We start from the raw sequence: 24,420 nt of genomic DNA on the forward strand, positions 1-24,420 counted from the left end.
GACGGTGCTATCCCGTTACGGTGTCGAACCGGTTCGACACCCCTAGGGGATTTGCCTGAGGGTGGGGGCCGTTGTACAGTGACGAATTGTGACGGTGAAGGACGCCGGCTGCAGAGGCGTCCTCCCAACCCATCCAAGGAGCTGATACTGTATGAGGCATGCTGCACACAAGGCGGCCGGCAATTCCGCCAAGGGCAACGGTTCGAACAGTCTGATGGGGCTGTTCTCCGGGTCCCGCGGCACCCACACGCGTGGCAATGTGATCGCCATGCAGATGGCGGGGAACAACGGCGCCGTGCTTGGCCTCGACGAGGCAGTGGCCGATAAGCTCAACGAACTCGCACCGATGTCGCGTCGTGCGATTCGCGAAGCCGCGCGTGCGACCGAACGCCGCAACTTCATCGTCGGCTCCGCGTCTCTCGCCGCGCTCGCCGGCACCGCGGCCACCGCCGTGGCCTTCGCGAGCCCCTCCTCCGAAAACGGCTTCTCCGTGGCCGATGACGCCGCGACCACCACTACGCAGATTCAGGCCGTCAAGGGCGCCGCCTCCCGTTCGGACGCGCGTACCCCGCTCACCGGCACCTCCGACGACATCGTCTCCAGCACCGTGGCCGACTCCACGCAGCAGGACGCCTCTTCCGATGGCCAGACCCAGCAGACCTCCAACGAGGGCACCTGGTCGCTCGGCTCCGCGGACACGGCGATCGATTCCAAGCAGATGTCCAAGTCACTCGCCAACAACGAGAACGTCGCCAAGCTCATGGATCAGGATTCCGCCCTGCTTCCCGCGGGCTTCGACCCGAACCACGCCACCGGCGACATCGGCAACGCCTACGAGTTCAGCCAGTGCACCTGGTGGGTGTACGTGCGTCGTCACGAGCTCGGCCTGCCGGTCGGCTCCCACATGGGCAACGGCAACATGTGGGCCAACTCCGCCCGTGCCCTCGGCTACTGGGTGGACAACACCCCTCGCCACGTGGGTGACATCATGGTCTTCCGCGCCGGCCAGGAAGGTTCCGACTCCAGCTACGGCCATGTCGCCATCGTCGAGAAGATCAACGCCGACGGCTCCATCACCACTTCCGAGTGCGGTGCCGTGATGAACGGCAAGACCTACTCGAAGACCTACACGAACGTCTCCGACTTCGAGTACATTCACTACTGATTGCCGGCGTGTCGCGCTTGATTCCTCTCCAATACCGTGAACAAACCCGATCCGGGGAGCACCCCCGGTGCTACTGTAAGGTTCCGATGAAGAATTTGAAGCAAACCGTAATCGCATTCACCGCGGCCATTGCCGCCGCCGCGACGTTCATTGCCGTCGCGCCGGCCGCCACCGCCGCCGATCAGACCACTGGTGTGGTCACCTCCGAGCGCTCGTTCCCGAAGACCACGACCGCCCGTAAGGATCTGCTCAAGGAATCCGCCTCCACCGACGTGGAGTCCGATTCCAACTGGGGCGGCATCGAATCCCTGAACGTCCCGCAGACCAAGTCGCAGGCCGAGAAGGACGCCGAAGCCAAGGCCGAGGCCGAGAAGAAGGCGGCCGAAGAAGCCGCCCAGGCTCAGGCACAGTCCCAGGCAGCCAGCCGCTCCTCCAGCCGTGAGTCCTTCGACACGTCGAACCTGCCGGCCGCCACCGGCAATGCGGCGGGCATCGTGGCGCTCGGTCTCGCCATCGCGGCCGACGACCGCTACCAGTACGGCGGCTGCAACCCGCCGTACAACATGGACTGCTCTTGCTTCGTGCAGTATGTGTTCGCCCAGAACGGCATCTCTCTGCCCCGCACTTCCGGTGCACAGGCCACCGTCGGCGTCGCCGTGCCGAGCCTCGCCGAGGCGCAGCCGGGCGACATCATCGCCAACGCGAACCACGCGGCCATCTACATCGGCAACGGCATGCTGGTCGATGCCGAGAACTACGGCTACGGCATCCGCACCAATCCGGTGTCCTGGTCCTTCGGCGGCCAGAGCTACTCCATCCGCCGCGTCGGCTGATTCCGGTCCACGCTTCATTCTTTGACGACAACGCGTCTCCTCGCATCGGGGAGGCGCGTTTCGCGTATTCCCGCGACACGAGTGAAATTTCTCACGCGGATGAGACGCGAAATCCGGTGCGACCGGGGTATTCTGGAACGCACAGGGGGCGATGTCGCCACGGCATGACGGCATCGCGTATAACTCAAGGAGGTCGTCATGATCAACGACAAGGCCATTCTCGTCGGTGTTGACGGGTCGAACGCCAGCTACAAGGCCGCCTGGTGGGCGGCGAATTATGCCAAGCATGCGGGACTGACGCTGCAGATCGTCTGCGCGTACTCACTGCCGAGCTACGCCGCGGTCAGCTTCGACGCCACGTATACCGCGATGGGCGACGACAACGCGGCCCACTCCGACGCACAGGAGATTCTGTCCAAGGCGAAGGCCATCGCCGACGAGCAGGGTGTCGAGGCGGCCACACTCATCGTGACCGGCGATCCCGCGTCCGTGTTCGTCGAACTGTCGCGCAACTACAACCTCATCGTCATCGGCAACCGCGGCAAGGGCGGCCTGGCGGAGCGACTGCTCGGCACCACGTCCTCCTCGCTGCCCGCCTACGCGTACTGCCCGATCGTCGTCGTGCCCTACACCGACGACGACGGCAACCTCATGCACCTCAGCAACACGATCACCAAGGTGGCGGTCGGCTCCGACGAATCCAAGTGGGGCCTCAAGGCGCTCGACATCGCCGCGTCCTTCGCGCACGCGTGGGGTGCCGAGCTTGACGTCATCTCCGCCGCGCCGCAGGTCAAGGGCGCGGACGACGAGGTGTACGCCTCCTTCATGGACGATCTGGAGACGCGTGTGAAGCCTTTGGAGGAGCAGTACCCGGATCTGAAGATCGAGAAGCGCATCGTGCCCGGCTCCGCCGTCGACGCGCTCACCAAGGCCAGCTACGACCATGACGTCGTCGTCGTGGGTTCCCGCGGCCGCGGAGGCTTCACCGGCCTGCTGCTCGGCTCCACCAGCCAGGGACTGCTGCAGCACTCGGTCGGTCCCGTGTACGTCGTGCCGCGCAAGTACGTGGAGGCCGCCGAAAGCCGTCTCGACACCGTGCCGAGCTCGCCGGCCGAGGTCAAGCCGAAGCCGCTCGACGACATCAGCGGCGTCAAGGAGGTGCCGGTCGAGCCGGCCGAGCCCGAGGTCGTCCAGCAGATCGAGAAGACCATCGACCCCGAGCACTGATAGAGCCGTTCTCCGGCTCCTTTGACGAGGGTTGCTGGCGACAGCAACCGAAGATTATGAATTTGCCCCCGCCGGCGGCGGGGGCAAAATACATGGGGCGGGTATGCCGTGATGGGCACTGTGGCAGCGCGCCGCCGGCATGGGCGAAGTGCTGCGCTTGGCTTCACGGCCTGCGCATCACTTCTTGATCGTCACGTCCATGCGGACCGGGGTCTCCTGCACGTAGGTGTGCTTGACGGTGCAGCCCTTGTCGATGTGACGGGTGATGCGCTCCTTGAGCTTGGCCGCGTCCTCGTCGCTCAGATCCGAGCCGGTGGCGTCGACGACGACCTGCTCGTCGAAGTTGATGTACGCGTCGTTGTCCGCGTCATAGGTGCCGCCGACGACGATCTTCGCGCCCTTGCCCTCGCCCAGCGTGTGCTCGATCGCGAACTGGCTGGACAGCGCCGCGCAACCCGCCAGCGCGATCTTCATCAGATCGCCCGGCGTGAACTGGCCGCGGTCCTTGCCGAACTTGATGTGCGCGCCGTCATCGCTGAACGCGTCCCACGAACCGTCCTTGTTGCGTTCCACCCACAGTCGCTTGGCCATGATGTCTCCTCGTCTATCCGTGCGGCGCGCCTGTCGCGTCGCGACCATCTCCCAATCTAGCCGAAATCATCGGGACCATGCCGCCGACGGCCCCGGATTCGGCCGTCGGCGGTCGGATTCCGTCTGCACGCTACACTGGAGCGCATGGCTTTGACCCCGGAACAACTCGCTGACATCCGCACCCGCATCCCCGCCCGTCCCGAGACGGACGTGCCCACTCCCTACGAGGATCTCGTGCGCCGCATCCTCACGGAAGGCACACTGAAGTCGGACCGCACCGGCACCGGCACGATCTCCCTGTTCGGCCAGCAGATCCGCTTCGACCTGTCCGATGGCACGTTCCCGCTGCTCACCACGAAGACCGTGTTCTTCAAGGGCCTCGCCACCGAGCTGCTGTGGTTCCTCAAAGGCTCCTCCAACGTGCGCTGGCTGCAGGAGCGCGGCGTACACATCTGGGACGAATGGGCGGACTCCAACGGCGACCTCGGTCCCGTCTACGGCGTGCAGTGGCGTTCGTGGCCGGCACCCACTCCGGACGACCCGAACCGCACCATCGATCAGATCGCCAACGTGATGGACCTCATCAAGCATCATCCGGATTCACGCCGCATGATCGTCTCCGCGTGGAACCCGGCCGAGGTCGAGCACATGGCCCTGCCGCCCTGCCACGCGCTCTTCCAGTTCTACGTGGCCGACGGCAAGCTGAGCTGCCAGCTCTACCAGCGCTCGTGCGACATGTTCCTCGGTGTGCCGTTCAACATCGCCTCCTACTCGCTGCTCACCCTGATGATGGCGCAGCAGGCGGGCCTGGAACCCGGCGAGTTCGTGTGGACCGGCGGCGACTGCCACGTGTACGACAACCACATCGAACAGGTCCTCGAACAGTTGTCGCGCGAACCGTACCCGTACCCGGGAATCGCCATCGACAAGGCCGATTCGATCTTCGACTACGAGTACGAGGACTTCCATATCCTCGACTACCGCCACCATCCGACCATCAAGGCGCCCGTCGCCGTCTGACATTACACTTCTGTTCCAGTCCAATCCCACTCAAGGAGTCCGAAATGGAGCATGACAGTAGCCGAAGCGGCTATCACGAACCCGAGCCCGGGGACGCCGGGCTCGACGAGACCGAGGACTGGGGAGACGATTTTCCCAAGACGTTCTCGGTGAACCTCATCTGGGCCGAAGCCCGCGACAAGGAAGGTCGTGCGGGGGCCATCGGTCTGGACGGCGGCATGCCGTGGCATCTCGCCGAAGATATGAAGCATTTCAAGGAGCTCACCGTCTCGCATCCGGTGATTATGGGTCGTCGCACCTGGGAGTCGCTGGATCTGCGCTACCGGCCACTGCCCAACCGCGACAACATCGTCGTCTCCCATGACCAGCAGTACCGTGCCCCCGGCGCGACCGTGGTCGACAGTCTGGAGGATGCGCTCGACCTGGCCCGCCAGGAGGCCATCCCGGACGACGGTCTCGACCGTTCCGAAATCTGGGTGATCGGCGGCGCGCAGCTGTTCGAGGAGGCGCTGCCGCAGGCGAACAAGGTGTTCGTCACCCTGCTCGACACGGCCGTGGACGCCGACACGTACGCGCCCGACATCGCCGCACTCGCCGACGACGAGCATGCGGGCTGGCGGATCGACGACCGTTCGCCGTGGCTGGAGCCGAAGAAGCCGGAATCCGGCATCGCCCGCTACCGTTTCATCAAGTACGTGCGCGCATCCCGTTAGCCGAAAGAGAAGTATGACCGACGAGAAGAAGTACACCGTCATGACCGTGTGCACCGGCAACATCTGCCGGTCGCCGATGGGCGAGATTATCCTGCGCCATTATTTCGACGAGCGCGGCCTGTCCGACCGCGTGGACGTCGAATCCAGCGGCGTCTCCGACGAGGAGTGGAGCCACCCGATCGACCCGCGCGCCGTGCACGTGCTGCGCGAGCGCGGTTACGGCGACGAGATCCCGCGCAATCATTTCGCGCACCGGATCAGCCGCGACGAGATCAACCGCACCGACCTGTTCCTGCCGATGACCGCTTCGCATATGCGCGCTCTGCTGCGCATGCTGCCGCCGGCGAAGCGCGCCGAAGTGCACATGTACCGCAGCTTCGACCCGAACCTTCCCAAGCCGCCGGCCGGCCGCGAAAGCCAGATCGACCTGGTGGACCCGTGGTACGGCGGCCCGCACGAATTCGAGGTGGCGATCGACCAGATCGAGGAGGTCGCCCCGTACATCGTCGACTGGGTGGAGAGGAAGCTCGCCGCGACGGGTGAGTAGCGTCGTCAGCCGGGCCGGTCGATCATCGGCGGTGAGGCCCGGCTGACGAGGGAATCCATCCAAGGCGAAGATGATTGCCGCTGGAATCGGTGTTCGAAATCATGATGATACACCGGTTGGCCATACTGTAATCCTCTGATGTCCTGTGATTTCGTGTGGTACACAGCTGTACCACTTGACGGGGAGAGAGCCCGTCAGGTGTCGTAGAAGGATCGACAGGACAATGAACGAAACACATCAGCAAAACCATCCCGACCGGAATCGCCCCGGCGTCGGGCGGCGGTCGGGAGACGGGCGGCGTGCAGGCCGGTACGTCGACGTCGATCGGAGCGCCGATGCTATCCGTCCCGCCATCCGCCGCTTCGGCAAGCTCGTCGTGAACCGCTCGCGCGCCGCGGCGGCTGGCGTCGCGGCCGACGACCTCAACCTCCAACCCGACTCCGACGACGCCAACGCCGTCGCCAACTGGGACTTCGAACAAGGCGTGGACGGCTGGACCGCCACCGGTGACGTCGCCGTGGATGGGGCCAACGCGGACACCGGCTCCAAGGCGCTCCGCCTCGCCGCCGGCTCCACCGTGGCCCAGACGGTCACGGTCAGGCCGAACACGAAATACGTGCTCACCGCGCGCACCAAGGTCGACCGTCAGGACACGTTCTCCACCGAGACGCACAGCAACTGGCGCGGCCAGGACGGTCTGCTCGTCAACCGCGAATCGACCGGCGACCGCATCAACATCGGCGTCAGGGGCCCCGATGGCACGGTGCTCCGGCAGGCGTCGTCCGGCACCACCGGCTACTCGCTCGTCAGCATCGTGTTCACCCCCGGCGCGACCGGCGAGATCACCGTATACGCGAACACCATGCACGACGACGCCTACACGAAGTCCGTCACGCTGCACCGGAGCGACGGAACGTACGTGGAGGACCCGTGGACCGGCAACGGCGAAGACCATGCGTGGGCGGATGACGTCGACCTGTTCGAAATGCACGACGACGGCGTCGCCAAGGGCGCGGACGTCTCGTTCCTGCCGCTCATCGAGGACAACGGCGGCAAGTACTTCGCCAACGGCGTCCAGCAGGATTGCCTGAACATCCTCGCGAACCATGGCGTCAACTCGATCACGAACATGATCTTCGTGCAGGCCGGCAACGACACCTATTATCCCAAGAGCCTCGCCAAGGTCTACCAGAACTTCAATGACACGAACGGCGACCCATGCCCTACCGCATGCCCCAAGGTGGCTACTTCGACAAGAAGCATTCCGGCGAACTCGGCGTGCGCGCCACCGAGCTCGGCATGAGCTACCTGCCGAGCTTCCACTACTCGGATTCGTGGATCAGCGCGGCGAAGGCCTACACTCCGCTCGAATGGCTCAACAAGGCGTATGACGGCACGCTCTCGGAATCCGCCTGAGCCACATGAAGGCCATCGTGTACAACTACGTGCATGACTTCATGACCGAACTGGTGAACCGCCATGTGGACCTCGCCGGCGTGAAGACCGGCAACGAGCAGGACGGCGGCCTCATCCGGCCGATCGGCCAGGGCGGCACCAGCGAGGGACACGCGGCTATCGTCGCGGCCTCCTACGACGCGATCAAGGACGTGGCCCCCGGCGTGCCCACCTACGTGCACACCAACAACGGCTACGACGTGGACTACGCGTTCGGCATGTACGAGGGGGTGTCTGCCAACGGAGCCAAGTACGACGGCGAGGCCCACTCGCTGTACGGCGGCCGTTCCAACGGCAACATCATCAAGTTCACCAACGCGATGAACGCGAGCGAGGAGCATCGCTGGCGCGACTACGTGAACGTGGAGGCCGGCTACAGCTTCACCCGCTACAAGGCCACGTTCGACCAGCAGACCAGCTAGATGACCCAGGCCGCCTACGCGGGCAGCCCGGACGGCCAGTACAACTGGCTGCTCGACTACATGCAGGCGCCGCTCGACACCGCCGACCCGTACGGCCGCATGCGCGGCTTCTACTACTGGGAGACCGACTGGATCCCCACGCCCGGCGCGGCCAGCACCGAAGGCGGTTCGGCGGACGTCAATCAGCGCATCATGTTCAACAACGGCGACCCGGCCATCAGGGAGATGGGCAGCATGGAGGCCGGCAAGGCCGGCGACATGATGGACTCGATGTACGCGTATCTCATCCGCGGCGTCGCCAAGACGAAGACCGCGGACGTCGTCACGCCGCTGAGCAACGACAACGGCATCGCGGACGGGCGCTACGAAGGTCGCCCCCGCCAAGCCCGCCGCCATCAGATTCGAGGACGCGGACCTCACGCTCACCGCGAACGGCCCGTCCCGGCGGCTCAGGCCGACCATCCGCCCCACCGACGCCGTGCTGCCCGACGGCGCGATCGCGTACACGTCCGGCGATCCTGACATCGCGACCGTCTCCGCGCAGGGCTTCGTGACCGGCGTGAAGGCGGGGCCGCGACGATCACCGCGCGCGTGGGCGACGTGTCCGCCACTGTGCCGTGTTCACCTTCTCGGACACCGGCGTGGCCACGTTTTTCGGCGAGACCTGGCAGACCGCCAAGGGCCGCATGGAGCAGCGAACCGACGACGGCTCCGTCGTGCAGCTCGACGTGAAGTAGGCAGGCAGGGCCGCCGTCACCGTCGCCTCCGCCGACGGCAAGGCGACGCTCACGTTCACCGTGGACGACTCCAAAACACCCGTCGAATCGGTCACGCTCGACAAAACCGACCCCATCACGCTCAGCCACGGCCGTTCTGCACAGCTCACGGCCACCGTGAACCCGAAGAACGCCACCCTGTACAAGGTCACGTGGAGCTCGTCGAACCCGGACGCGGTCAGCGTCGACCAGAACGGGAAAATCGTTGCCGTCGGCCAAGGCGACGCGGTCATCACCGTCACGTCCGACGACAATCCGGCGGCCACGGCCAGCGTGACCGTCCACGCCGTGCCCGTGCAGGTGGAGGGCGTCTCGCTCGGCCGCGACAGACTCACCATCCAGAAGGGGAGTACGAAGCGACTCGACGTGATCGTCACCCCGGACGACGCCGACGACAAATCCGTCACGTGGAAGTCCGCCGACCCCGCCATCGCAAGCGTGGACGCGGACGGCGACGTCGCCGTCGGCTTCAGCGTCAAACAGGATGCGGACGGCTGGGCCGTGTTCGATGATTTCAGCCTCGTGCGCGTCGCGGCTCCGGATTCCGCCGTCACCGGTCTCGTGCTGGTCTCCGGTCCGTCGAAGGCCGAATACGCCAAGGGCGAGAAGCTCGATACGGATGGAATCGTCGTGCGTCGACTTCTCGGCGGCGGCACCACCGCGCCGCTGTCCGGCGATGACGGCGGACTCGTGTTCACCGGCTATGATCCCGACGTGCCTGGCAGGCAGGCCGTCACCGTATCCATGGCCGTCAGCGGTAATGCGGACCATGTCGTCTTCACCACGTTCGACGTGACCGTCAAGGACGCCGCGGAGCCGGATCCCGATCCCACGCCCGATCCCGATCCGGATCCGGACAATCCGGGAGGTGGTTCCGGCGATAACGGTGGTTCTGGCGATAACGGCGATGCCGGTGGCTCCAACGATTCCGCCGGCACCGGATCCAACGGTGGCGGAACCTCCAATGGCACCGGAACCGCGCAGCGGCCGGCCGGGCAGTCGTCCGTGAAGACCGGCTCCTCCGCCAAGTCGCCGCTCCCGACGACCGGTACCGCCGTGACCGGCGCTCTCGCGGTGGCCGCTCTCGCGCTCGCCGCCTGTGGCATCGCCCTAGTCCTCCGTCGTCGTCACGCGCGCCCCTGACGCGCGCGGCGTCCACCGGCAGCGAGGTGCCTCTCCTTGGTGATGGTCGTTGCGTTCCACACGGAACGCAACGACCATCACCGTATCCGGGGTGGTGTTTGCCGTGATATAGTGCCTGCCTTTACAATGTACGAAGATTTGTGTAGGATGAATCTCATCGCCTGAACAGGCGACAAAACATTAAAGTACGGTTGCCCACTCGCCCGTGGGCAACCGGAATGACTGTTTGAGAGGTGATTCCCATGAACCTTATGTGGTTCGCAGTCCTTGTGGCAATTCTGATTAAGCTGTGATACCAGTATGCCACTATATTTAGGGTACCACGCATCTCAGTGTTGTGTGGTACCCTAAATGCGCTCGAAGGGCTGGTAGATCGGTGAGCAGTGGCCGTTGTCGGAGCTTTGAGTCTTCATTGAGGGATTGTAAAGGCTTGATGTACTTTCTCTAGTGCAAATATTGCCCTGCCTTCGGCGGGGCTTTCGATGAGTGCCGTGGTGCTGGAATCATGGCGCGGGGATGCCGGTTCCGGAGCAATGCTTTGGAGCCGGCATCTTTTTTTGTCTATCCATTTGGGTGCCGGATAACCTTGTGCGACATGTCAGGGGTTGTCTGGCCGGAGACTTGCGAGGGAATCATTTTGGTTCCCCATCTTCTGTAGTCGGCGAGATCTCGGCGCCCTCAATCCAGCACGATGGTTTCCTTTCCGGGATTTCTGTCGCTCCTAGGGCCGGCGATGCAGATTGATGGCACAGGGGCCAGTGATTTAGGATTCGGCGTCAGTAATCCGGGAGGATGCGGTTTTTCTCCGGGATTGGTGGCGCTGGGTGGGGTTCCTGTGGCTTCTAGGGGGGCTGGTTGTCGATTTTCTCTCTCGTCCCCCATCATTGTGTCGCCCGTCATTGACTCGCGTCATCGTTGTGTCTCACCGCACCTGGCGACCGGCGCACCAGACGTGACGGACGGTCCAATCCGTCGCATCGATCAGGTTGAAATCGGCGGCGTAACCGGGGGAGAGCAGCCCGATCGGCGCGTCGGTGACGGGGTTGCGGCGGTCGAAGCCGAATGCGCGCGCCGGGGTGAGCGTGGCGGCTTCGACCGCCGCAACCGGACCGAGACCGAGTGCCGTGACCGCACGTCGTACGGCGGCCTCCATCGTGAGCGTGGAACCGGCGATCGCGCCGCCGCCGGTGAGACGCGCTCGACCGGAGACCACGCTCACGTCGAGGCCGCCGAGACGGTACGCGCAGTCCGGGCAGTCGGTGGCGGACATCGCGTCGGTGACGAGCGCGATCCGATGGGGTGCGAGGACGAAGCCCAATCGCGCCATCGGATCGTCCACATGGAAGCCGTCGACGATGAGTTCGATGACGACGTTCGAATGTTCGATCGCGGCGGGGGTCGGGCCGGGATCGCGATGATGCATCCCGTTCATCGCATTGAACATGTGGGTCATGATGCCCGCGCCCGCGTCGAAGGCCGCTTCGGCGGTCCTGTAATCCGCGTCGCAATGGCCGATCGCGGGCACGATGCCGGAGTCGTGCAGTCGCCGGATCGCGTCGAGTCCGTGCTCCAGTTCAGGCGCGACGGTGATCTGACGGATACGGCCGAGGCGGCCTGTGGCCGTTGTGGCGGAATCGGCGCCTGACGCGTCGAGCAGTTCGTCGATGAGCTCGGGTGTCGGAACCCGCAGCTGCTCCGGGGCGTGCGCGCCTCTGCGCCGCGGTGCGAGGAACGGACCTTCAAGATGGCAGCCGAGGATGTCCGGTCGTCCTGACGCCATCGCCGCATGCACGATGCGGATGTTGCGGAGCGTCACATCCATCGGATTCGTGATGAGCGACAGCACCTGACGCGTGGTGCCATGCATCGCGTGGCCTGCGCGCGCCGTAGCGATGCCGTCCGGACCGTCGTCGAACGACGCTCCCTACGCGCCGTGCGCATGGATGCCCACGAAATCGGGTGTGAGCGTCAGCCCCTCCGCATCGATGACCGTACCGGGGGTCGTGCCGTTCGCGGCCGATTCCGTATCGATGCCGACTGCGCGGCAAGCGCGTCCGAACTCGTCGCTTCCGCCGTCGATGCCGGCTGAATCGCCGCCGGATGAGCCGCACGCCACGATCACGCCGCGCGCATCGGAGGCCGCCCAAAAGCCGTTCCGCTCGCCGCGCGCGTCGACCTTGCGCGCCCCGTGAATCGCGATCGGCCGCGGTTTCCCCTCCAATGCGGCCGTAACGCGCGCGATGGCCTTTCGCCTGTCGTCATCCGTCGCGTCCTCAGTCATGGTCTCTCTCGCTTCCGCATGTTCCGTATATATACGCGGTAGACGCTGACATGGCGATCGGGCCGTGGAAGTCGATGCCGGAGGGGGGCGGAAACGAAAAGGCGCCGAGACCTTGAGTCCCGACGCCTTTCGTGGCTGTCGCCGTGGGTGCCCCCAGAGAGGGGGATATGGCCATATGGCATATGGATCGAAATCCATCGTTCCAAGGGCCCGCCTGTACCTCTTTGCCAATTGCGAAGTCAATGATACCAACGGCTCCCGGTTCTCGCCGGTGGACATGCGAGCAGTGTTGCTCCTTGTTGTCCTCTTCATGCGACTGATGACCGAAACAGCCTGCAGCGAGTGACTGTGTCGACTTAAACCCCAATGATTGCAAGACCTCAGGCTGAAGTGGCCCTTTTTGTTCCGTCTCTACTGTGAGGCGGCTTGTGTCGCTTGTGTTTGATAATACTCGTTTTCTACCTGTTCCGGTGTCCTGTAGCCCAGCGAGGCGTGCAGGCGTTTCGTGTTGTACCACGAGACCCACTGCATCGTCGCGTATTCGAGCTCGCCGACCGTCCGGCAGGGCTTGTTGATCCAGACCAGCTCGCGCTTGTACGTGTTGTTCGTGCGTTCCGCCAGCGTGTTGTCGTACGAGTCGCCGACCGTGCCGGTCGACGGGATCATGCCCGCGTCGGCCACGTGCGTGGAATACACCAGACTGATGTACTGCGAACCGTGGTCGGAATGGTGGACGCAACCGTGGGCGCCGCCGTGGCGGCGCGCCCACATGACGGCCTGCTCCAACGCCTGCAGCGGCAGCTGCTCGGTGCGCATCGTCGCGGCGACGGTCCAGCCGACGATCCGGCGCGCGTACGCGTCGGTGACGAACGCGACGTACGCGAACGAGCCGTCCGCCAGCCTCACATAGGTGATGTCGGCCACGTGCAGACGGTTCGGGGCCGACGCGGCGAACTTGCGTTCCACCAGATCCGGCCCGCCGCCGGTTCCCTTGGCGGGGACGGTGGTGACCGGCCTGCGGCCGCCGCGCACGCCCCGGATGCCGAGCCCGCGCATGATCCGGGCGACCTGATCACGGCCCACCTCGGACGGGTCCCAACCCTGATTGAGCAGCTGACGCCATACCTTCCGGTACCCGTACACGCGCATGAACCCGTCCTCGTGGATCATGACGATGTCGCGGACCAACGCCTCGTGACGGGCGGCCATGCGGCTGACGGGACGGCGTTTGAACGCGCGGTAGCCGCGCGCGGTCAGGAACCCGCAGTCCAGGCCCGCGGACAGGACCCTGCAGATCGGCCCGACCTCAAAACGATCCCCGAAGGCGTCGATGTACGCGGCCTTCAACGCCCTGTCGGGTCGAGCCTGGCCGCGAAAAAAGCCGACGCCGTCGTCAGGATCTCGTTCGCCTTGCGCAATTCCGCGACCTCGGCACGCAGACGCTTCAACTCGGCGGTCGTCTCCTCCGCGCCGCGCGCGGACTCGACATCGGCCGCCCGGTCGGCCTTGTTGCGCCATCGACGCAACGTCTCCGGCGCTATCCCCAGACTCCGCGCGACCGAGGCAACGGCCTTCGTCTCCGACGAATGATTCGCACGAGACTCCTCCAGAAGCCTGAGCGCCTTCGCCTGAAACTCCTTCGTGTAACGAGTCTTTCCAGTCATGTTCCTAGTCTCCCATCCAATGAGATAAAACACGGAACAAAAACCAGGTCACATCAATACACACCAAAATGCGAAGAGTCATGAAACGTGACTTGGATACTACATTTAGTGCATTGCCCTGCTTTGGATACTAGATGTACGGAGTGTTCTATATCTTTGCAAAAGGCGATATGTTCGCTATAATTGGCGATGTTAAAAGCCACCATTGCCTCTCACTGAAGCACACTAGGGTGGCATTTTTCTTATCGGAGGAACGATGGACGAGAATGATACTCCACAGCTCCGCCCCTATCCGCAGCATCCGCCGAAATCATTGGATGATTTATCGGCCAAACTCATTGACAACGGGTTATCCGGAATAAGTCAGGAACTGCTTGAGCGCCGAATCGAGCAAGTGGGATACTTCCGACTGAAAGGCTACTGGTATCCGTTCCTCACCCCGGTATCGGAGCAGTCGGCGAAGCGCTCACTGCCCTTCCGCCAAGATGTGCAATTCAAGGATATCTGGGATAGATACCTGTTCGATCAGGAACTGCGGATGCTGGTATTCGACGGCATCGTCACCATCGAGATCTATCTCAAGAGCTTCCTCGCCCATGAGCTATCGGTATTCGGCGGCGAATTCGGCTACATGACACGGGAAGGACTTCCGGGGTTGAGCTATGACGACCATCTGGCTTGCCTTTCCTCGTTGCGTTCGACATTCACCAAATCGAATCTTCCGTACCTCAGGCATTTCCGGAGTGCCTACAGCGATCCGCTGCCTCCGTACTGGATGATCGTCGGATGCCTGAGCTACGGAACACTCAAGGAGAACTTCTACCAAGGCGCGCCAGACCATATCAAGAGAAAGCTGGCCACCAGACTGCATATCTTCAACCCCAACCCGAATCCCGCCGTACGCGGCGACGCCAAAATCCTCTCCAATTGGCTTGAGACTATCCGGCAGGCCCGGAACATGACCGCGCATCACGATCGCTTCTGGAACGAAACCAGCACCCGCATAGCGCCGAAACTGCCGAAGCATCGCAGCGGATCCCATGCAAAGGATTGGTGGGGCAACGATTGGGATATCTTCCGCAGGTCCTCCGGCCCCGCTGCATTTCTCACCATGGAGAACTACCTGACGTCCCGGATCGACGGACCCGCATGGACGGAGAAATTCATCTCCCTCATGGATAGGTACCCTCAGATTCCGAAGTCCGACATGGGATTCCCTGACGAATGGAGGATGTCGCCGCTGTGGCAAATCGATAGCTCCGCTCATTGACGGGGCATCCTAATTGCATAAATGTGGCGCTATTGCTGTTTTCGTGGGTGTCGGTTCATCGTTGAGCTGTTGATTCTGTAAGCGTAAGGAGCGTTTCCGGCTATTGTGTTTTCCGACCAAAGAAAATGAAAACCGGGAAGCGCCTGTACAAGAGCTTATTCAACAGTTTACTGAACGTCAAAGGCATGGTCGTCGAGGACGTGCGGATTGTCGACTCGCTGCTGCGCCCCGAACCCGTGCTCGAGATCCGCGTGCGCCCGCGCAAGGGCGCGCTCAGATGCTCCCGCTGCGGAAGGAGACGCCGCGGTTACGACCGCGGCGGCGTGCGCCGCTGGCGTGGCCGGGATTTCGGATGCTGGCGCGTTGAACTGGTCGCCGACATGCCGCGTGTGGAGTGCCCCAGGTGCGGTCGTGGTCGCCTGCGTGCCGTGGGCCGAGCCGGGCAGCCGGTTCACCGGGGATTTCGAGGCGGAGTGCGCGTGGCTGATGACGGTCGCGAACCAGAGGACCGTGAGCGGCTTCCTGCATGTCGCATGGCGCACCGCCGGCGACATCGCCAGCCGGGTCGCCGATCGTCTTAGGTCCGGGATGCCCTCGCCGTTCGACGGCCTGCACGCGATCGGCGTGGACGAGACCAGCTACAGGAAGGGCCACACGTACATCACCGTGGTCGTCGACCATGAGCGGCATCGGGTGATCTGGGCGCACGACGGGTACGGCAGGGACGTGTTCGACTTGTTCTTCAAGGCGTTGACGCCCGAACAGCGCGCCTCCATCAGGGTCGTCACCGGCGACGGGGCCCGGTGGATCGACTCGTGCGTGCACGAGTGGTGCCCGTACGCCGAGCGCGTGCTGGACGGGTTCCACATCGTCTCCTGGATGAGCGATGCGCTCGACAGGGTTGGGAAGCGCCTGTGGAACCAGGCGCGCCACGAACACGACGAGGAAACGGCCAGGCGCATGCGCGGCGTCAAATACGCCGTGCTGAAGAACCCGGATGACCTGACCGATCGGCAGAACGAGGCGTTCGGAAGCCTGCGGGACACGGACCCCAAGGGCCAGCTCTACCGTTCATGGCAGCTCAAGGAACTGTTGAGGAACCTGCTCAAACACCCCCTCGACCAAGCCAGGGGAGAGCTCAACCACTGGGTGTTCTGGGCCTCGCACAGCCGCATCCCCGAGATCGTCGAACTCTCGAAGAAGATCAGAAGACGCCGACCCGACATCCTACGCACGATCGAGTTGGGCTATTCCAACGCCAGGCTCGAGGCGTTCAACAACAGGATCAAGGTCACCGTCCGCATGGCCTACGGCTTCCACCGCGTCGGCAACCTCATCGCCCTCGTCATGCTCCGATGCGGAGGACTCGACATCCGACTACCACAACCAGCGATCTAACCTACGAAAACAGCAGAAGCCTCAAAAATGACGGGAACTCCCCGAATGCCATGACCGGCCAAGAATCGGGGTTATAGGGGGTTATAGGCCAAAATGCCCTGCCCTGGAAAACAAAGAAGCGTTGGAACCTTTGAGTTCCAACGCTTCTTGTGGCTTCCGCCCGTTGTACCCCCAGAGAGGGGGATACGACCCAGCGTCGTACAGGTCCATCTCCACCACTCCGGGGGCAAATAAATTTACCTTCATTACTTACAAAATCAGTCATAGCAACGGTTCCCGCTTTCTTCCAATAGACACGCAAGCAGTGTTGCTCCTTAGCGTCATCTTCATGCGGCTGATGGTCGAAACGACCTGTGACGAGTGATCGAATCAGCCTAAACCTCAATGATTGCAAGGCCTAAGGCACTAGAGGTGCATTTTTAGGTGCAATGGCTCGCCGAGGGCCCATTCGGCCACTTGGTGGCATTTTTGGTGGCATTTTTCCGAAGCCGTTATGCGTGCCATCGATCCTGGATTCAGCAAGGAGCATCATCATGTCCGCAAGGACGAAGAAGGACAGTACAGGGCCGTCGCCGGTGCGGCGGAGCAGGTTCGGCACCGTGACGCCGCGCTACGATACCGCAGGCAATCTCGTCGCCTGGCAGGTTCGGTACCCGGACCCGAAACGACCGGGCAAGAAGGTCCAGCGCCAGTTCAAGCCGGACATGGAGCACGAGGCGCACCAGTGGCTCGAAGAGGAACGGCATCTGGTGGAACTGGACCGCAAGAACATCCAGGAATGGGTCCATCCGTCCGAACGCCGCCGCAGGAAGCGCGCGAACCTTATCTCGTTCGAGGAGTACGTGACCCGGTGGGCGGAAGGATACCGGCTGCCGAACGGCGAGAGGATAGCCGGCGGCACGCGCCGGAACCTGTATCTCGACATCGCGCACTTCATGCCGGGCTTCAAGGGCAAGCTCCTGACCGAGATCACGCCGAAGGACATCAAACGTTGGTACGATGCGCCGCACCCCGAGGGGCAATGGGCGTTCCGCCGCTCATGCATGCGCCTGAAGGCGGCGTTCGCCAGCGCCACGAAGATGAGTATGGACGGCTCCCCGCCGCTGATCCGTGATAACCCGTTCATTCTGCCCATACCACCCGCACCGCGATCCGCCAGGGAGGACGTTCCGCCGGTCACGCCGCTGGAACTCAAACTGATCGCGGAGAACATGCCCGACTACACGAGACTGGCGGTGATACTCGCCACGCTCGTCGGAGGCCTCCGTTGCGGCGAGCTGTGCGGCCTGCAGGTCAAGGACATCGACCTGAAGGCCAAACGCCTGACCGTGCGCCATTCCGTCAACAGGGGCTATACGGATTGCGGTTCGACACGCATCGCCAGGACCAAGACCGACTCCAGCCGACGCACCGTACCCATCCCCGACGGGCTCGTTCCCCTGATTCACGACCATCTGCTCAGACACTGCGAATGGACGGACCAGGAAGCCATGGTCTTCCGCCCCAGACGAGCCTCGGTGATGAGCCAGACCACTTTGGAAGCCCAGTTCCGCAAAGCCAGGGAGAAAGCCGGCCGACCCGATCTGACCTTCCAATCCTTGAGAGCGAGCCATGCGACCCTGCTCATGCTCAAGGGCGGCACCCTGAGGGAGGTCATGGATGAACTCGGCCACGTCAGCGAGAAGGTCGCCATAAAGCACTACCAGCGCATCGTCGCCCAGCATCGCAACCAGATCGTCAACCAACTCGCCGAAGACTTCATCAAAACAGCACAATGAATAAGACATCGATATAGGTACAGTGTTTGCCAAACCCAACAAAACACAGTTGGAAGAGCACCCAATATGCCGTGAGTCAATAAACTAGGCTTGAATCACCTAACAATAATGGTGGTTTGCGGAAGCTAAGTTCCGCAAACCACCATTAAAATCATTAGTCCCGTTGGCTAACTCTTCTTATGTAGGAAGTGAATCAGAGAAATGAGAGCCACGATTCCCAGCACATCGACTCCGAGACTAAGAATTATGGCAATAGGGACAAGTATCTCGCTCATTTTCAGATTCCGTCCGTAACTTTGACATTATTACCAGAACCGGTAACATCGGCACGCAGCCAAGCAGTTCCGCTGACCCAGCCTTGGATGCTATATGTGTACTTTTGCTCCGCCATTGTCGCAGTGTGCGTCAAGGTACGATCGCTATAGGTTCCACCAATTAGATTTACCCACCAACTGTCTGTGCCGGTAATTCTGTTGTTGGACATATTGATGTAGTAGCCATCATAAAACGCTAGCCACTCCCTATAGATCTTCCACCTCTTTGTGGCTCGTGCCGTTGTAGCATTTTCGATTCCGATGGTGACGGGATCACCCGAATCAGTGGTTGTCACATATTCGAGTTTTTCTCCGGGCTTGAGCTGGTCAAGACCTTCAAAGATGATAGAACCGTCCTCGGCAGCGACAACAGTCGGCTGAACCTCTGCCGCATATGTAGGAACAGTCCCCGCGAACGCAAGCGCGATACTGGAGACTAGCACCACCATGAGGATGGAAATCCTGCTGGCAAACGACCTGTACTTCATTTTGGACTCCTTAGTTTGTCTTCGTTGACATAGAGCACCGTTTTATCTTTTCATGGAAACTGCTGATGCGGATCATCGTTGATGTATTTCCTGATGTACTTGACTTATCAAGTTAAGCGCTATCAAATGCCTTCATGATTACCTCCATAGGTGTCCTATTGATATTGCCGCATCCGGATGCAGTAACTCCATGATGAAGCCTCTGCGAAGCTGGCGCTCTCCTGAAGCCTAATCTGTCATCTAAAGATGACTTCAATGTTCTGGAAGCCAATGGTTCCAACCACTTACCGACTTTCGGATGGGACACGGAAAGCTATCGGTACGCTGACCGGCTATGTTAGTCAAAGCCCACAGACCGCAGAACGTAGAAGGCGTGGTTGATTCATCGGCGAAGCGAGCAGCGACGAAGGGTTCAGCGCTTTGACTCAGCAAAAGTCGAACGCCACTGCTTACCTGCAGCATCAACTAAAGGGACGAGGTTTTTGATTCAATGGTCCCACCCCTCTGTGTTCCTGACAGCCAGGACATATTCATGGTGCTGGAGAGCGCAAAACGCTTGTAACAGGCTTGTTCACAATGTCTTGGCGGATCGATTGCAATGCTGCGGCGCATTGCATGGCCAGTAGGGGTACTAGTGGCAGGAAGTATCGGCTGTTAATGCCTATGACGCCTTGTTGCCCATCGAGCGTGAACTGCATCCATACTGCCACGTATATCAGCGTCACGCATCCTGCGGCCGCCACCCATGCTGTCAGCCAGAACAGCAGGCATCGGCGGTTTTTGCGCCATGCGATCACGGTCAGTGTCAAAGCCATAATGGAAAGAGTCCAGAACAGGAGCAACAGCGGCGGCTCCCACCATGACCAGCCCTGTAGCCGGATGACACTGTAGAGCATCTGCAGCAGGAACAGTTGCGGGGCGGCTAGGAGCTCCTGTCGTCGTCGTACCACTTCGACATATGACACGCGCGATGGGTTCGTGGCGAACCCGGTCCCGACGCTTACCCATGCGAGTAGCAACAGAACCGATATCGCACATCCGCCGATAAGGATAAGACGAGAACGTATGTCCATACGACGATGGACAGCCATCGGCAGTAGCACCATGAGCAAACATGGCGCATAAGCGAACTTCGCCAACGTAATGATTCCGGAGATTGAAACCAGCACAACGCAATCCTCAGCGCTGAAGCGATCGCCTTCTACGCAGCGTACCATCAGACAGGCCAGCGGCAGGGACAAAGCCACCAATGTCGAGTCAGGCGAGAACATGAACGAGAACGGCATCGCCATCCATACGGCCAACAACCCGGCCAACCATCGAAACCAGCGCAACACGTTCCCGGACAACAGCCGCAGGCAAGCACATACCGATGCAAAATAAACACCTAGCTGAAGTATCTCGGCCAAATAGAACTGTACTGTCGTACTCGATCGCAGAAGTCGCCCCACGGCGAATGCAGCCAGCTGCGGCAGATACGCAAACGGCGGATACACAGCGGTGTTATTGAACGGCACCTCGCATCGGCTCCCGTAACAGGTGGTGATGGACACCGGATCCACCAAGCCGGACACGTAATCGCGATCATTGACCAGCGAGAACGCGATTACGTCATCACTAACCCAGCCACCCATGTTCCGCGTTGCATCGGGGTGATAGTCGGATGCCGCCCGCACTGATCGGGCTAGCACATCGCCGTTGAGCATCGCATCCACTCGATACACATGTGCCCACACATCCGCAGTCGTTCCCGGCCTTACCAACAGAATGCCCAACACCCCGCACAGCAGCACTAAGGTGAGAACAATGATTGTTCCGGGATTTCTTGGTAGCCAACCATTTCGATCAGTCGAATACGAGTGCATAACACCACCCCAGAACCGCACACCAGCACCATGCTGGGCCAAACTCTATGATGATTACGCATGCAGGAATGAGCCAATTAATAGTGAAATCTGTCATCTAAAGATGACAATGGTCAATGGCAAATACCAATGGACGACCGCACGAAGTCATAGACGATTAGACGTCGTTCCGACTGACATCAGCAGGCATACGACAAGGATTATTGAAAGTTTCCACAGCGGCTCTCAGCCAAATGATTGACATTTATAGATATGACGCCGTATATAGGTGCATCAATGTCCCATTGATATAAATATCGCGCCTATAGCCTGCCAGTAATCCTCATTCAGTAATTGATATAGATCCTTGGAAACTACCACCATCATCGTCCTTATTTCCGTATTCTCTTTCAATTTGTACGAATAACATTTATCGCCGCAGATGGTGAAAGCTGTATAAAAGACTGTTCTCCATGTGTATGTCATCTCAAGATGACATACACACAGCAAACGCATCCCCACTAACGACATCTGGCTCAATCTCCCCAAAGGCGCACACACGGTGCGCCTTTTTGCTATCAAGGGGGATCTCATGCCCAGAAATAGGCGTCCCAAGAAAAACCAAGCGGAAAAGCCTCGAAGCAACTGGGGAACGGTCATACCACGTTATGACAAGAACGGAGGAATCATTGCCTGGCAAGTTCGCTATCCGAACCCGCTAGTTCCTGGGAAACGAGTGCAACGACAATTCAAACCCTGGCAAGAATTAGACGCCAGAACGTGGCTCGAAGAAGAGAAACATCTAGTAGATTTGCATAATAAGGGCATATCCGAATGGACGCATCCGACCCAACGTAAAAAAGAAAAGCTGAGCAAACTCAAGGAACAGGAGCGTCGCCGCATCCTGTTCCGCGATTATGTGACGCAGTGGGAATCGAACTACAAGCTCCCGGATGGCACAGAGATAGCCGGAGGTACACGCAGAAATCTCAAACTTGACATCCAGCATTTCATGCCAGATTTTGAATCTTTCCGTCTTACTGAAATCACGTCTTTGAGAATCAAGGCATGGTATGACAAACCACATCCAGAAGGGCAATGGGCCTTCCGCCGTTCCTGCATGCGCTTCAAGGCAATTCTCGAATCCGCGACGAAGCCCGGATTGGACGGGGCGGAGCCGTTGCTTCAATTCAATCCATTCGTTTTCCCTATACCTCCTGCACCTCGGTCCTCCCGCATCGATGCACCTCCGGTGACTCCTCGTGAACTGATGCTATTGGCGGAGGCCATGCCGGAATACACAAGGCTGTCGGTTTTTCTCTCAACCCTGGTCGGAGGGCTACGATGCGGCGAGCTATGCGGCTTACGTGTCATGGACATAGATCTAGATAGTCAGACGTTGCACGTCCGACACTCCGTGAACCGCGGCCGCACGGATCGTGGAGAAATCCGATACAGCCGGACTAAAACGGGGGCAAGCGTAAGGAATGTGCATATACCCGATGCACTCATGCCGATGATTCGTCAGCATCTTCATGATCACTGCGACATGAGGCTACCAGAATCACCGATATTCGTCCCGCGAAGAGCGAAGATAATGTCCCAAACCACTCTGGAGGAACAATTCGCCAAAGCGCGCGTAAAAGCCAGACGTCCTGATTTGACGTTCCAAGGGTTGCGGGCGAGCCATGCGACATTGCTGATGCTGCGGGGAGGCACACTCCGAGAAGTCATGAACGAGCTGGGGCATACAAGTGAGAAAGTTGCCATACGGTATTACCAACTCACTGTTGCTGAACACCAGAGCAGGATAGTGAATCTTCTTGCACGGGATTTCATGGACGCATAACGCCATGTCAAAAGAAGAATGACACAAGCTGGTGCTGGAACCTTCTCGGCTACCAGTACCAGCTCAATGACATGACGGCGCGCATGGCATAAACAATTACCTCATGATGTTGTCATACGAAAGATGACAAGCCCTGCCAATGACAACCTGATGCGATTGCATCTATGCGATACTTCGGTCGCAGAAAGGATGACCATGAAAGTAATTACTTCGGCGTTGCTGATCGCATCATTAACAACAATCGGGGTAATGCCGGAAGGCAATGCCGACGTTATCTCATCGGAGGCATATGACGTTGCTGCCTATTCAGTTCGGATGCTTCCAGTCTGTCCCCATTCCATAAATTGGATCTGTCACATCGTGGGATGAGCTCAGTGGAATTTGCGCATGAAATTGCCATGTTCCGTCTTCTGAGGAAGTTCTAGTTGTCCCACCCAGCGATTGTATGCGTTTTTCATGCAATTTTAAACCATTTTCCGATATAGGTTTATCAGGAAATAAGCTATTTGCCGAAACTTCATTGACCTGGTCAATGGATATCTCTAAATCTTTGCAGCTTATGGAAATATAATAATCGCTATTAGGTTTTGCATGGGCGGCAGTGTTCGTATATAGCTCTTGCATTAAGGACTCTATTTCATCGAAGTAATCGCTGCTGATTTTTTCTGAAAACTCAGAAGGTATATAGGTTTTCCCGGAAAATCCCAGTGTTGATAAGAATTTATCACCTTGCTCGGCAATAGATTGCAGGCGTCTGATATAGGGCATATCTACATTATTTAGCGATGCAACATCATTGCCGTTCATTACATTAATGGCAATTCGTATTTCTTTTAATGTTTTAACAATCGTTGTTCGAAGATTTGAAATCTCTTCTTCACTGAAGTTGTAATCATGTCTTGCTGACTTGTTGTCCAGCATTATTGCCATGTATGTCAGATTTCCGCTAACCGAATCATGTATCTTACTGACGGCAATATTTTCCTTTCTAACCATTGAAAGATGCTGCTGAATCTTTTCTGCTTTAAGCTGATCCTTCTCTACTTGATTTGCTAGATTTCTCCAAGATATAGCCCTTCCGATGGAAAATGCCAAAAACATAATGAGCAGAAGCATGACATATTCATCGAATGGAGTCTTTGTTAGACTGAATCTCCACATACGAATAGCGGAAATTGTTAACGGGTAGACCGCTCCATATGGCGGCTTGATATATAGTCCAATATAGGCAAGCGCCAACCAAGTTCCCCATAGAAAACTTGGTCCGCTAGTATCTGGTATAAAACAGCCGACAATAAATGCACCCAACAGCAAGTTGCTGCCTAATAGCGGATGAACGGCCATTAGAGCGAGCGTCGATATATGAATGATCACTAATAGCCAAGTTATTATTTCTCGTGGCGGGTAAGTCCATGTTTCTGTTATCGTGATAACAATACTGACGATCGGAAGTAAGTATTGAACATACTTGGTGTTATTGAGAATGAAAGCATTGTGTGCTTTATTACCGCTCTTTATTCGTCTTTCTTTGGCTCTATTGCTGTTTTCGTGGGTGGCAGTTCGTTGTTGAGCCGTTGTGGGGGTAAGTGAAGAGCGCTTTTTGGGTAGGATGTTTAACGACCAAGAAAAACACACCCAAAAA

17 protein-coding genes and 3 pseudogenes are annotated in these 24,420 nt (G+C 59.6%); 14 read left to right on the forward strand and 6 right to left on the reverse strand.

The window, feature by feature from the left end; all coding sequences use genetic code 11:
* Positions 1–151 precede the first annotated feature (151 nt).
* The 3 genes from AC1AYR_RS05095 (at position 152) to AC1AYR_RS05105 (ending at position 3,225) form a co-directional block, all read left to right on the forward strand.
* Positions 152–1,165 (forward strand): CHAP domain-containing protein, encoded by a 1,014-nt coding sequence (locus tag AC1AYR_RS05095; RefSeq protein WP_476511702.1) that lies wholly within the window; start codon positions 152–154, stop codon positions 1,163–1,165.
* Positions 1,166–1,251: 86 nt separating this feature from the next.
* A complete protein-coding gene (locus tag AC1AYR_RS05100; protein WP_476511703.1) occupies positions 1,252–1,998 on the forward strand; it encodes a C40 family peptidase in 747 nt (248 codons plus the stop codon).
* Between the two features lie 198 nt (positions 1,999–2,196).
* On the forward strand, positions 2,197–3,225 hold the full coding sequence (locus tag AC1AYR_RS05105) for a universal stress protein (RefSeq protein WP_476511704.1): 1,029 nt from the start codon (positions 2,197–2,199) through the stop codon (positions 3,223–3,225).
* A 177-nt stretch (positions 3,226–3,402) separates the two neighbouring features.
* Here AC1AYR_RS05105 and AC1AYR_RS05110 read toward each other — a convergent pair whose 3' ends face one another.
* Complete coding sequence (locus tag AC1AYR_RS05110; RefSeq protein ID WP_476511705.1) at positions 3,403–3,816, reverse strand: OsmC family protein; 414 nt, start codon at positions 3,814–3,816, stop codon at positions 3,403–3,405.
* A gap of 144 nt (positions 3,817–3,960) precedes the next feature.
* Between AC1AYR_RS05110 and AC1AYR_RS05115 the strand changes: the two genes are divergently transcribed.
* The 7 genes and pseudogenes from AC1AYR_RS05115 to AC1AYR_RS05145 all read left to right on the forward strand — a co-directional run bounded on the left by AC1AYR_RS05115 (position 3,961) and on the right by AC1AYR_RS05145 (position 9,892).
* On the forward strand, positions 3,961–4,836 hold the full coding sequence (locus tag AC1AYR_RS05115) for a thymidylate synthase (protein WP_476511706.1): 876 nt from the start codon (positions 3,961–3,963) through the stop codon (positions 4,834–4,836).
* Positions 4,837–4,880: 44 nt separating this feature from the next.
* On the forward strand, positions 4,881–5,549 hold the full coding sequence (locus tag AC1AYR_RS05120) for a dihydrofolate reductase (protein ID WP_476511707.1): 669 nt from the start codon (positions 4,881–4,883) through the stop codon (positions 5,547–5,549).
* Between the two features lie 13 nt (positions 5,550–5,562).
* Complete coding sequence (locus tag AC1AYR_RS05125) at positions 5,563–6,096, forward strand: low molecular weight protein-tyrosine-phosphatase (protein WP_476511708.1); 534 nt, start codon at positions 5,563–5,565, stop codon at positions 6,094–6,096.
* Positions 6,097–6,319: 223 nt separating this feature from the next.
* Complete coding sequence (locus AC1AYR_RS05130; protein WP_476511709.1) at positions 6,320–7,399, forward strand: glycosyl hydrolase 53 family protein; 1,080 nt, start codon at positions 6,320–6,322, stop codon at positions 7,397–7,399.
* Positions 7,375–7,512, forward strand: a complete 138-nt coding sequence (locus AC1AYR_RS05135) for a glycosyl hydrolase 53 family protein (protein WP_476511710.1) — start codon at positions 7,375–7,377, stop codon at positions 7,510–7,512. The genes AC1AYR_RS05130 and AC1AYR_RS05135 overlap by 25 nt, the downstream gene beginning before the upstream one ends.
* A 5-nt stretch (positions 7,513–7,517) precedes the next feature.
* Positions 7,518–8,177 (forward strand): annotated as a pseudogene (locus AC1AYR_RS05140) (glycosyl hydrolase 53 family protein); the annotation flags it as partial.
* 593 nt (positions 8,178–8,770) lie between these two features.
* Positions 8,771–9,892 carry an Ig-like domain-containing protein gene (locus AC1AYR_RS05145; RefSeq protein WP_476511711.1) on the forward strand — a complete coding sequence of 374 codons (1,122 nt, stop codon included), beginning with the start codon at positions 8,771–8,773 and terminating at the stop codon, positions 9,890–9,892.
* 922 nt (positions 9,893–10,814) lie between these two features.
* On the opposite strand, the pseudogene AC1AYR_RS05150 reads toward AC1AYR_RS05145, so the two are convergent.
* Both AC1AYR_RS05150 and AC1AYR_RS05155 read right to left on the reverse strand, forming a co-directional pair.
* Positions 10,815–12,173, reverse strand: a pseudogene (locus AC1AYR_RS05150) (N-acetylglucosamine-6-phosphate deacetylase).
* Positions 12,174–12,570: 397 nt separating this feature from the next.
* A pseudogene (locus AC1AYR_RS05155) lies at positions 12,571–13,837 on the reverse strand (IS3 family transposase); the annotation flags it as partial.
* A 256-nt stretch (positions 13,838–14,093) separates the two neighbouring features.
* Between AC1AYR_RS05155 and AC1AYR_RS05160 the strand changes: the two are divergent.
* From AC1AYR_RS05160 to AC1AYR_RS05170, 3 genes are all read left to right on the forward strand, one after another.
* On the forward strand, positions 14,094–15,107 hold the full coding sequence (locus AC1AYR_RS05160; RefSeq protein WP_476511712.1) for an Abi family protein: 1,014 nt from the start codon (positions 14,094–14,096) through the stop codon (positions 15,105–15,107).
* A 336-nt stretch (positions 15,108–15,443) separates the two neighbouring features.
* On the forward strand, positions 15,444–16,505 hold the full coding sequence (locus AC1AYR_RS05165; protein WP_476511713.1) for an ISL3 family transposase: 1,062 nt from the start codon (positions 15,444–15,446) through the stop codon (positions 16,503–16,505).
* 533 nt (positions 16,506–17,038) lie between these two features.
* Positions 17,039–18,283 (forward strand): tyrosine-type recombinase/integrase, encoded by a 1,245-nt coding sequence (locus AC1AYR_RS05170; RefSeq protein ID WP_051923789.1) that lies wholly within the window; start codon positions 17,039–17,041, stop codon positions 18,281–18,283.
* Positions 18,284–18,560: 277 nt separating this feature from the next.
* Here AC1AYR_RS05170 and AC1AYR_RS05175 read toward each other — a convergent pair whose 3' ends face one another.
* Both AC1AYR_RS05175 and AC1AYR_RS05180 read right to left on the reverse strand, forming a co-directional pair.
* Positions 18,561–19,085, reverse strand: a complete 525-nt coding sequence (locus AC1AYR_RS05175; RefSeq protein WP_476511714.1) for a DUF5626 family protein — start codon at positions 19,083–19,085, stop codon at positions 18,561–18,563.
* 530 nt (positions 19,086–19,615) lie between these two features.
* Entirely contained in the window at positions 19,616–20,992 is a 1,377-nt protein-coding gene (locus tag AC1AYR_RS05180) for a DUF2142 domain-containing protein (protein WP_476555144.1), read from the reverse strand.
* Positions 20,993–21,521: 529 nt separating this feature from the next.
* Here AC1AYR_RS05180 and AC1AYR_RS05185 point away from each other — a divergent pair.
* Positions 21,522–22,778, forward strand: a complete 1,257-nt coding sequence (locus AC1AYR_RS05185; protein WP_476511716.1) for a tyrosine-type recombinase/integrase — start codon at positions 21,522–21,524, stop codon at positions 22,776–22,778.
* Positions 22,779–23,084: 306 nt separating this feature from the next.
* Here AC1AYR_RS05185 and AC1AYR_RS05190 read toward each other — a convergent pair.
* Positions 23,085–24,420 (reverse strand): sensor histidine kinase (locus AC1AYR_RS05190; RefSeq protein WP_476555145.1); only part of this gene is annotated, 1,336 nt, incomplete at its 5' end.

Source organism: Bifidobacterium sp. LH_417 (assembly GCF_056357035.1).

Bases quoted from the DNA above. Each gene is read 5' to 3' on its own strand.
- AC1AYR_RS05105 (WP_476511704.1), top strand. From the start codon at position 2,197: ATGATCAACGACAAGGCCATTCTCGTCGGTGTTGACGGGTCGAACGCC.
- AC1AYR_RS05160 (WP_476511712.1), top strand. From the start codon at position 14,094: ATGGACGAGAATGATACTCCACAGCTCCGCCCCTATCCGCAGCATCCG.
- AC1AYR_RS05115 (WP_476511706.1), top strand. From the start codon at position 3,961: ATGGCTTTGACCCCGGAACAACTCGCTGACATCCGCACCCGCATCCCC.
- AC1AYR_RS05130 (WP_476511709.1), top strand. From the start codon at position 6,320: ATGAACGAAACACATCAGCAAAACCATCCCGACCGGAATCGCCCCGGC.
- AC1AYR_RS05120 (WP_476511707.1), top strand. From the start codon at position 4,881: ATGGAGCATGACAGTAGCCGAAGCGGCTATCACGAACCCGAGCCCGGG.
- AC1AYR_RS05095 (WP_476511702.1), top strand. From the start codon at position 152: ATGAGGCATGCTGCACACAAGGCGGCCGGCAATTCCGCCAAGGGCAAC.
- AC1AYR_RS05100 (WP_476511703.1), top strand. From the start codon at position 1,252: ATGAAGAATTTGAAGCAAACCGTAATCGCATTCACCGCGGCCATTGCC.
- AC1AYR_RS05110 (WP_476511705.1), bottom strand. From the start codon at position 3,816: ATGGCCAAGCGACTGTGGGTGGAACGCAACAAGGACGGTTCGTGGGAC.
- AC1AYR_RS05170 (WP_051923789.1), top strand. From the start codon at position 17,039: ATGTCCGCAAGGACGAAGAAGGACAGTACAGGGCCGTCGCCGGTGCGG.
- AC1AYR_RS05185 (WP_476511716.1), top strand. From the start codon at position 21,522: ATGCCCAGAAATAGGCGTCCCAAGAAAAACCAAGCGGAAAAGCCTCGA.
- AC1AYR_RS05125 (WP_476511708.1), top strand. From the start codon at position 5,563: ATGACCGACGAGAAGAAGTACACCGTCATGACCGTGTGCACCGGCAAC.
- AC1AYR_RS05175 (WP_476511714.1), bottom strand. From the start codon at position 19,085: ATGAAGTACAGGTCGTTTGCCAGCAGGATTTCCATCCTCATGGTGGTG.